Here is an 8,923-nt window from a genome sequence, read left to right on the forward strand (position 1 = left end):
GCGTTACGCTGCTGCCCTGACGCGTCACTCACCGTGGGCGATGCGTTCCGTCCCGTCTTCTGGAGGTAGGCATGAGCCTTGAACTATTCAATCAGCTAGAGCAGAAAGTCACCGATACCGTCGAGGCGCTGGAGCTTCTCAAGCTCGAGAACGAAGAGCTGCGCCGCGAGAACGAGCAGTTCAAGCAGGAGCGCGAAGAGTGGGAACGTCGCCTGCAGGGCGTGCTCTCGAAGTTCGAGTCCAGCGAAAGCGCCTAGAGCCCCCTCGACATCAAGAGTGCATCCTCCCGCCCGGCCGCGTCGATGGCCGGGTAGTACCCCTTGCGACGGCCATCGACGCCGAACCCCAGGCGCTCGTAGAGCGTGATCGCCGCCAGATTGCCCGCCCGCACCTCCAGCAGCATGCGCTCGCTTTGCCACGCCCGCGCCTGAGCGATCACCGCTTGCAGCAGTACCCGCCCCACGCCTTGGCCGCGCCGCTCGGGCAGCACGCCGATCGCCTGAAGCTCCGCCTCGAAGGGCAGGCATGCCACCAGGGCGTAGCCGACCAATGCCACGTCGTCGTGATAGCCCAGCACCTCCTGGGTATCGCTTTCGAGTGCCTCTTTGATCGTGTGCGTGCTCGCCCCGCTCCGGGCGCGCGCCTCCAGGGCGCAAAGCGCCGCCTCGTCGACCCGTGTCAAAAGCTGAATCAAGGTGTTCTCTTGGCGCCGTCGGCCAGACGCGCAAGCGCCGGCCAGAGCGCGCGCTTGGCCGCCGATCCCTGAGTCAGGGTCGCCAGGCTCGGCGCCCGCCAGAGAGGGAGCTCCAGGGTATGGCTTCGTTGCTCGTTCAGATCCAGCACCGTCGCGAGCGTGCCGGCGGCGTCGTCCTCGTCGCCCCACCACAGCAGGCGCTCCAGCTGCCAGCCCTGGCGCCGAGCGGCGCCGGCGACGAAAGCGGCGAGCCCTTCGCGCGCTTCTTCCAGCGGGTCCTCGGGGGTGAATACGCCTGCCATGGGCGGCCAGGCGAAGATGGTCGGCGCGGGCAGCGCGCCGTCGAGCACGCCGGCGGCGGCGAGCAGGTTGCCGAGCAGGCGCTGCTCCAGGGCGGTGAGCTCGCCGGGGTGCAGGCTGAGCCAGCGACCGGCGATGCAAAGGCACGTCATCGTGAACACCACGGGCTCGGCCGGGGGAGCGCTTTCAGGGGCGGACGGCGTCTTGACGATGGGGGCTGGCGCCTCGCTCGCCTGCTCCGGCAGGGCGATATCGCCGAGCAGCGCCCGGGCGGACTTGGCGGACCGGGTTGCGGTGTCGGCACCGGGCGCTCTGGCGGGCGCCGGCGGGCTCGGCTCGTCGAGCAGCGCGTGCAGCTGCTGGCGTGGCGCCACGGCCTGGGTCGGCTCCTCCCACTCGCAGGCCGGCGTCGGGGCGGCGCCGGGCAACTGGTAGCGGCACGCCCAGGCGGTGATGCCCATGGCGTCCAGGTAGTGGCGTCGGGTGACTTCCGGGGTCACTTTTCGCCGCCGCGTTGACCGCCCAGGCAGTCCGGCGAGTTCGGTCGCTGGCCGCCACGCGCCGACCACTCGCCGGGCGTGTAGAGGTGCAGCGCCAGGGCGTGGACCGGGCCCGACAGCTCGTCGGCCAGGAGCGCATAGATCTGCTGGTGGCGCTTGACCGGCATCATGCCCTCGAAGCTCGAGGACACCAGCGTGACCTTGAAGTGGGTCTCGGAATTGGCCGGGACGTTATGCAGATGACTTTCGTTTTCCACCTGCAGCACGTTCGGCGAAAGCGTCGCCAACTTGTTCTCGATGTGTGTCTGCAGCGCCATGGCGGGCCTCCTGGTTAGGTAAACGCCTGACATTGTACGCCCTTAGTCGCGCCTCGACGATGCCCGACGTTCAACGAGGGCGCGCCCGGCAAGCGATACCCGGGAGAGGCTCGCCACCAGGGCCAGCAAGGTGGTGAAGGCGCCGAACCAGAGCGTCGCCTGCACGGCGAGCCCCAGGGCGAGGGCGGCCCCCACCACGGCAACGCCGAAGGATTGTCCCACGGTGCGCATGGTGCTCATCACCCCGGAGACGTTGGCACTGCGCGCAACCGGCAAACTCGCCATCATCTCGCGGTTGTTGGGCGGCTGGAAAAGCCCGAAGCCGATGCCGCACAGCGCCGTGCGCCAGAGGCTGCCCGCCGCCGAGGTGTGCTCGTCGACCAACGCCAGCGCCACCAGCCCGACGATCAGAAAACCGAGGCCGACGCTCGACAGCACGCTCGGGTTGACCTTGTCCGCCAGGCGCCCGGCCAGCGGCCCCACCACCATGATGGCCAGCGGCCAGGGGGTGAAGAGCCAGGCGGTCTCCAGCGGCGAGAGCCCCATCTGGTCCTGGTAGAAGAACGACAGCGCCACGAAGGTCAGCCCCTGGCCGATGAAGGCGAGCCCCGAGGCCGAGACCGCAAGCGTAAAGCGCATCTCGCTGAAGACGCTCAGCGGCAGAAGCGGATAGGCGGCGCGGCGCTGGCGGCGCACGAAGGCAAACGCCGCCACCCCGCAGAGCGCGCTCCAGGCGCCCGCCTCGAGGTAGGCGGCGTGCCCCACGGCGTCCATGGCCAGAAAGAAGCTCGCCAGCATCGCCATCGAGTAGAGGGCGCCGGCCATATCGAAGCTGCCCTGGCGCGCCGGCTCCCGGGGCAAGGCCTTGGCGGCGAAGTAGAGCGAGCAGAGCCCGAGCGGCACGTTGAGAGCGAAAAGCCACGGCCAGTCGGCAAACGACAGGATCACCCCGCCAAGCGTCGGGCCGGCGGCGTAGCCCCCTGCCACCACCAGCGCACTCAAGCCCAGGGCGCTGCCCAGCAGGCGCGAGGGAAAGATCAGCCGGTAGAGCGATGGCCCGATGGAGAGCGTGGCCGCCGCGCCGAGCCCCTGGAAGGCGCGAAACACCAGCAGCATCTCGAGATTGCGCGAGAGCGCCGCGCCCAGCGAGGCGACGACGAAGGTGGAAAGCCCCAGCAGGTAGAGCCTGCGCCGGGTGATCAGCTCGCTGAGCCCGGCGAACACCAGGAGAAAGGCCGCGCACACCACCTGGAAGATGTTGGTGATCCACACCGACCGCGAGGCGGAGGCGCCGAGATCGGTGGCGATGGTGGGCAGGGCCAGGTTGATCATGGTGGTGTCGACCACCGCCATCAGGGTGCCGGCCACCAGCGCCAGCACCGCGAGGGCCCGCTCCGGCCCCGGCAGGCCGTCATCGCCGGGGCGGGTTTCGAAGAGTCGCATGGGTGGGGAACTTCCTTCAGGGCGCCGCCAAACGCTAGAACCGGCCGAGGCCGGTTCTGGCAAACAGGAAAAGCGCGTGACGGCGGCGCTAGTCCGGGTCGTTGTCGAGCAGCAGCGCGTCGTCGACGTCGGAAATCTCCAGCGCCGTCTCGTCGTCCAGGTCGATGGCCAGATAGCTGTGCTCGACGTGCAGGAACGTCTGGAACAGCGTCCAGTCCAGTGTCTCCGGCCACTGGCGCTCGTCCTCTTCCCAGGCGCGAAGCTCGGTCTCGAGGATCTCGACGCAGCGATCGCGCACGAGGGTCTCGAGCGCTTCCGGCGTATCCATTTCCGGGATCAGGTAGATGGTACTTTCACGTTCGACGTCGGCAAGCGTCAGGTCGTCGTCGCCCGTGGTGGGTTCCAGCGCGTTGATCCAGTCCACGAAGGGCTGGGTCGGCCTGACGCTCAGAGCGGAGCGGTTAAGCAGTTTCATGGGATTCTCCTCGCCGTCGAAACGTTGACCATTATGGGCGCTAAGACGCGCCCTTACCAACTTTTACTCCGCCAGCCGTTACTCGACTTCCGGGCGCATCGCCGGGAACAGCAGCACGTCGCGAATCGAGGGGCTGTCGGTGAACAGCATCACCAGCCGGTCGATGCCGATGCCCTCGCCCGCCGTCGGCGGCATGCCGTACTCGAGCGCGCGCACGTAATCGGCGTCATAGTACATCGCCTCGAGGTCGCCGGCGTCCTTCTCCGCGGCCTGGGCGCGAAAACGCTCGGCCTGATCCTCGGCGTCGTTGAGCTCCGAGAAGCCATTGGCGATCTCGCGCCCGCCGACGAAGAACTCGAAGCGGTCGGTGACGAAGGGGTCTGCGTCGCTACGCCGGGCCAGCGGGCTGACCTCCGCCGGGTACTCGGTGATGAAGGTCGGCTGGTCGAGCTTGTGCTCGGCCACTTCCTCGAAGATCTCGGTCTGCACCTTGCCCAGGCCCCAGCTCTCCTTCACCTTGATGCCGAGCTTCTCGGCGGTGGCCCGCGCCGCCTCGAGGGTGTCGAGATCCGCCGCCACGATGCCGTCGCCGTGATCGAGAATCGACTGCTTGAGGGTCAGGCGCTTGAAAGGCTGGCCGAAGTCGTAGCTCGCTCCCTGGTAGGTGAGCATGGTGGTGCCCAGCACCTCCTCGGCGGCGGTGCGCAGCATCGCTTCGGTCATGTCCATCAGGTCGTTGTAGTCGGCGTAGGCCCAGTAGAATTCGACCATGGTGAATTCGGGGTTGTGCCGGGTCGAGAGCCCTTCGTTGCGGAAGTTGCGGTTGATCTCGAAGACACGCTCGAAGCCGCCCACCACCAGGCGCTTCAAATAGAGTTCCGGGGCGATGCGCAGGTACATGTCCATGTCCAGCGCATTGTGGTGGGTGACGAACGGGCGCGCCGTCGCCCCGCCGGGGATCGGCTGGAGCATGGGGGTTTCCACCTCCATGAAGCCGCGCGCCTCGAAGAAGCGGCGCATGGAGGCGATCACCGCGGCGCGGGTCTCGAAGGCCTTGCGCGACTGCGGGTTCATGATCAGATCGACATAGCGCTGGCGGTAGCGCGCCTCCTGGTCGGTCAGCCCGTGGAACTTGTCGGGAAGCGGCCGCAGGCTCTTGGTGAGCAGCTCCACCTCTTTCATCATCACGTACAGGTCGCCCTTGCCGGACTTGTGCACCGGGCCACGGGCGGCGACGATGTCACCGATGTCCCAGCCCTTGACGTCCTCGAGCACCTCGGCGGGCAGGCCCTTCTTGTCGACGTAGAGCTGGATCTGGCCGGCGACGTCCTGGATGACGATGAAGGGGCCGCGCTTGCGCATGATGCGCCCGGCCACGGCGGCATGGTGATCCAGCGCCTCGAGCTCGTCCTTCTCCTTGTCGCCGAACTGCGCGTCGAGCTCGACGGTCAGGCTGTCGCGGCGAAAGTCGTTGGGGAAGGCGCTCTTGCCCTGGGCGGCGGCGCTTTCGCGGCGCTTGGCGAGCTTGGCGCGGCGCTCGGCGATCAGGTGGTTCTCGTTTTCAGCGGGAGACGCGTCTTGGTTAGCCATCCGGCACCCTGTATGTAGGTCGAAAATCGGTTTCGAAGGTCGTGTTCGAAAGCGGTATTCGAAGGAATACGCTTTCAGACGCCAGCGGGCCGCGTCGGCGGCCCGCCAGGCATCAAAGGCCCTGCTTGAGACTGGCGATGATGAACTGGTCCAGGTCGCCGTCGAGCACCTTGTCGCAGTTGCTGGACTGCACGCCGGTGCGCAGGTCCTTGATGCGCTGGTCGTCGAGCACGTAGGAGCGGATCTGGCTGCCCCAGCCGATGTCGGCCTTGGAGTCTTCCGCTTCCTGCTTGGCGGCGTTGCGCTTTTGCATCTCGTGCTCCCACAGCTTCGCCTTCAACTGCTTCATGGCGAAGTCGCGGTTGGCGTGCTGGCTGCGCTGGTTCTGGCAGGCCACCACGATGCCGGTCGGCTCGTGGGTGATGCGCACCGCGGAATCCGTGGTATTGACGTGCTGGCCGCCGGCGCCGCTGGAGCGATAGGTGTCCACGCGCAGATCCGACGGGTTGATCTCGACCTCGAAGCTGTCGTCGATCTCCGGGGAGAGGAACACGGAGGCAAACGAGGTATGGCGACGACCGCCGGAGTCGAAGGGGCTCTTGCGCACCAGGCGGTGAACGCCGGTTTCGGTGCGCAGCCAGCCGAAGGCGTGATCACCCTGGATATGGATCGACGCGGATTTGATGCCCGCCACCTCGCCGGCGGAGACCTCGACGATCTCGGCCTTGAAGCCGTGGCTTTCCGCCCAGCGCAGGTACATGCGCAGCAGGATGTTCGCCCAGTCCTGGGCTTCGGTGCCGCCGGAGCCGGACTGGATGTCCATGTAGGCGTTGTTGGGATCCATCTCGCCGGAGAACATGCGCCGGAACTCGAGCTTCTCGAGCGACGCCTGCATGGCGTCGAGCTCGCGGCTGACCTCCTCGACGGTGGCCTCGTCCTCTTCCATCTCGGCGAGTTCCAGAAGGTCCTGGCTATCGCCCAGGCCATGGTCGAGCTCGTCGATGGTCGCCACGATCGTCTCGAGCGAGGCGCGCTCGCGGCCCAGCTTCTGGGCGTAGTCCGGATCGTTCCAGACGTTCGGGTCCTCGAGCTCGCGGGTGACTTCCTCTAGCCGATCCTTCTTCTCGGCATAGTCAAAGATACCCCCTAAGAACGTCTGTCCGCTCAGACAGGTCCTTGATCTGGGTATGAATCGGATTGGTTTCCAACATGGAGCGTGCCTTGTCTGGTCAAAAGGGGTCGGGTACGAAAAGGAGGGTCGCCTTCTGGCGATGACCGCCTAGTGTAACGGAAACCCGGGCGGCGGTGCATCCTCCCCGTGGCGCCCACAAAAAAACCCGGCAGATGCCGGGTTCGTTCGAAACGCCTGGGTCTTTCCAAGCGGGCTTTCTAGAAGCGGTAGGTCAACTGGGCGCCGAAGCCGTGGGCCTCGTTCTTGTAGTCCGCCGCGTAGTTGGCGCCGCCCACCGCGGCGACCGGCGGGGCCGCGCTCGCCAGCAGGTCGCGACGCTGCTGCTCGACGTGGGTGCCGCGCTCGGTCAGGTAGGAGTAGGCGACGTCCAGGGTGAGATCGGGGATCGGCGTCCAGCCGGCGCCGATCGAGAAGATGCGCCGGTCGTCCGAGGGGATGCGCACGCTTCTGTGCTCGTCGCTGGTCGGGGTGTAGTCGAGCGTCAGGCCCGCGCGCAGCGCAAGCTCTGGCGTCAGCTGGTACTCGCCGCCGGTGGCGAAGGCCCAGGCATTGGTGTAGTCCTGGGTTTCCTGGGTGATGACGTCGCCAACGGTACCGGTGACGCGAATCTCGTCGAACTGGCTCCAGCGCACCCAGGAGGTGCCGAACATCAGCTTGAGGCGGTCGCTCATCTGCTGGGTGACGGAGAAGTTGACCGTCTCCGGCGTGGTCAGGTCGAGAGAAGCGTTGGGGTCCGAGCGCACCACGTTGCCAAACGGGTCGGTGGCGGCGAAGCTGCCCTCGAGGGTGTAGTCCACCTTGGAGCGGTAGGTCAGGCCGAAGGTGGTCTCCGGCACCGGCTGGTAGATCACCCCGAGGTTGTAGCCCCAGGCCTCGTCGTCGCCCTCGACCCGCGAATCGATGTCCGTGGCGGCGCTGAAGGCGGGCCCGGAGGGCAGTTGGCGACGCAGCTCGCCGTCCACCTTGTTGTAGGTCACGCCCACGCCCACCGACCACTGATCGTTGAAGCGGTAGGAGACCGTCGGCTGGGCGGTCATCACGGTCACTTCGGTGTAGTCGCCGAAGTAGCGGCCCTGGAAGTTCTTTTCGTAGTCGGTCTTGGAGCCGAACGGCGCGTAGACGCCGAAACCGAAGGCGAGACGCTCGTTGACCGGATGGGCGTAGAAGGCGAAGGGGACGAGCGTGCCCGGCACCATGTCGCCCTCGTTGGTGCCCGGAATGGCGCCGACGGGAACCTGGACGCCATTGGGTGCACCGCCCAGGGCCACGCCGGAATCCAGCGTCCGGCTGGCCTCCACGTTGCTGATCTTGGTCTTGGGATTCAGGTAGGTGCCGCCGGCGGTGATCTGCGCGCGATCCAGAAACGACATGCCCGCCGGGTTGCCGAAGACGATGGTGGCATCGTTGACGTTGGAGCTGCGCCCGGCGTGGCCGTAGCCCTGGCCGCTGACGCTCTGCTCGTTGATCTGGTAGCCGCCGGCACTGGCCTGGCTCGCCCAGGCCGCGGCGGCCACGGCAGAGACCAGCGCGAGCTTCTTGACGTTGTTATGCATAGTGAGCCTCTTTCCCGATGATCCGACGAGCGTTGCCACCCGCCTAGGTTATTTTAATACGTCACGATGAACAGTTTTCGCCCAATGTCGGCGCGGGTTCAAGGGGCAAACGGCCGTTTTATTTCGTTTCGGGCCCATCCATTAGTCTTAGGGCCGTGGCAACCACCTTGCCAGGTACGCGCTTGACCTTTGGGTGGCACAAGGGTTTTACACTGAAGGTCTACAGCGACGGGACGACACCGCATGAAAGTCAGCGACATCGCCAGACACGCTCACGTGACCCCGGAAACGGTGCGCCACTATACCCGCGAGGGCCTGCTCTCGCCCGAGCGCCATCCGGACAACGGCTACCACCTCTACTCCGCGACCGACCTCGAGCGGCTGCATTTCATCCAGCGGGCGCGCAAGCTCGGCTTCAGCGTGGCCGAGATTCGCGACATCCTGCGCCACGCCGATCACGGCGACTCGCCCTGCCCGATGGTGCGCGATCTGCTGGCAAGCCGCCTGCCCCAGATTCGCGCGCGCATCGAAGAGCTCGAAGCCCTGGCCCGGCGCATGGAGCAGGCGCTGCACAGCTGGCAGGCGATGCCCGACGCCGCCCCGGACGGCCATAGCCTGTGCCGGCTGATCGAAAGTTTCCCCGACGACACGTGCTCCCGGGAGGCCCCATGAACGACGAACGCCCCACTCCGACACCGCTCGTGCGCACCGTACCCGGCATGCGCTGCCAGGGCTGCGTGACGCGCATGCGCGACGCGATCCAGGCGAGCGACCCGAGCGCCCGGGTAGAGGGCTTTCCTGACGACAAGCGCCTGGAGGTCCAGGGCGCGCTGGGCGACGAAGCGCTCGACGACGCCCT

Annotated in this window: 11 protein-coding genes; 3 read left to right on the plus strand and 8 right to left on the minus strand. The window is 66.8% G+C overall.

Annotated elements, in window-relative coordinates; all coding sequences use genetic code 11:
• Positions 1 to 71 precede the first annotated feature (71 nt).
• A complete protein-coding gene (zapB, locus tag BIS11_RS05730; protein WP_253585808.1) occupies positions 72 to 257 on the plus strand; it encodes a cell division protein ZapB in 186 nt (61 codons plus the stop codon).
• On the opposite strand, the gene rimI is transcribed toward zapB, so the two are convergent.
• The 8 genes from rimI to BIS11_RS05770 form a co-directional block, all read right to left on the minus strand.
• Entirely contained in the window at positions 254 to 694 is a 441-nt protein-coding gene (gene rimI / locus BIS11_RS05735) for a ribosomal protein S18-alanine N-acetyltransferase (protein ID WP_253585809.1), read from the minus strand. The genes zapB and rimI overlap by 4 nt on opposite strands.
• A complete protein-coding gene (locus BIS11_RS05740; RefSeq protein WP_253585810.1) occupies positions 691 to 1,494 on the minus strand; it encodes a hypothetical protein in 804 nt (267 codons plus the stop codon). The genes rimI and BIS11_RS05740 overlap by 4 nt, the downstream gene beginning before the upstream one ends.
• Positions 1,491 to 1,811, minus strand: a complete 321-nt coding sequence (locus BIS11_RS05745; RefSeq protein ID WP_253426602.1) for a BolA family transcriptional regulator — start codon at positions 1,809 to 1,811, stop codon at positions 1,491 to 1,493. The genes BIS11_RS05740 and BIS11_RS05745 overlap by 4 nt, the downstream gene beginning before the upstream one ends.
• A 42-nt stretch (positions 1,812 to 1,853) precedes the next feature.
• A complete protein-coding gene (locus tag BIS11_RS05750) occupies positions 1,854 to 3,254 on the minus strand; it encodes an MFS transporter (protein WP_253426599.1) in 1,401 nt (466 codons plus the stop codon).
• 88 nt (positions 3,255 to 3,342) lie between these two features.
• Entirely contained in the window at positions 3,343 to 3,729 is a 387-nt protein-coding gene (locus BIS11_RS05755) for a hypothetical protein (protein WP_253426596.1), read from the minus strand.
• A gap of 78 nt (positions 3,730 to 3,807) precedes the next feature.
• Entirely contained in the window at positions 3,808 to 5,319 is a 1,512-nt protein-coding gene (gene lysS / locus BIS11_RS05760) for a lysine--tRNA ligase (RefSeq protein WP_253585811.1), read from the minus strand.
• A 112-nt stretch (positions 5,320 to 5,431) separates the two neighbouring features.
• Positions 5,432 to 6,530 (minus strand): peptide chain release factor 2 gene (gene prfB / locus BIS11_RS05765; protein ID WP_367399094.1). Its coding sequence is split into 2 segments (ribosomal slippage): positions 5,432 to 6,454 and positions 6,456 to 6,530, totalling 1,098 coding nucleotides; the frame shifts between segments, so codons are not numbered across the junction.
• Between the two features lie 178 nt (positions 6,531 to 6,708).
• Positions 6,709 to 8,064: an OmpP1/FadL family transporter gene (locus tag BIS11_RS05770; protein ID WP_253585812.1), complete on the minus strand. Its 1,356-nt coding sequence runs from the start codon at positions 8,062 to 8,064 to the stop codon at positions 6,709 to 6,711.
• Positions 8,065 to 8,307: 243 nt separating this feature from the next.
• Between BIS11_RS05770 and BIS11_RS05775 the strand changes: the two genes are divergently transcribed.
• Together BIS11_RS05775 and BIS11_RS05780 are read left to right on the plus strand one after the other, a co-directional pair.
• Complete coding sequence (locus BIS11_RS05775) at positions 8,308 to 8,736, plus strand: MerR family transcriptional regulator (protein WP_253425702.1); 429 nt, start codon at positions 8,308 to 8,310, stop codon at positions 8,734 to 8,736.
• Positions 8,733 to 8,923, plus strand: a 191-nt coding sequence (locus BIS11_RS05780; protein WP_253585813.1) for a hypothetical protein, incomplete at its 3' end; no start/stop codon positions are given. The genes BIS11_RS05775 and BIS11_RS05780, both read left to right, overlap by 4 nt.

This window comes from Halomonas sp. 707D4 (assembly GCF_024158685.1).
GTDB lineage: Bacteria > Pseudomonadota > Gammaproteobacteria > Pseudomonadales > Halomonadaceae > Vreelandella.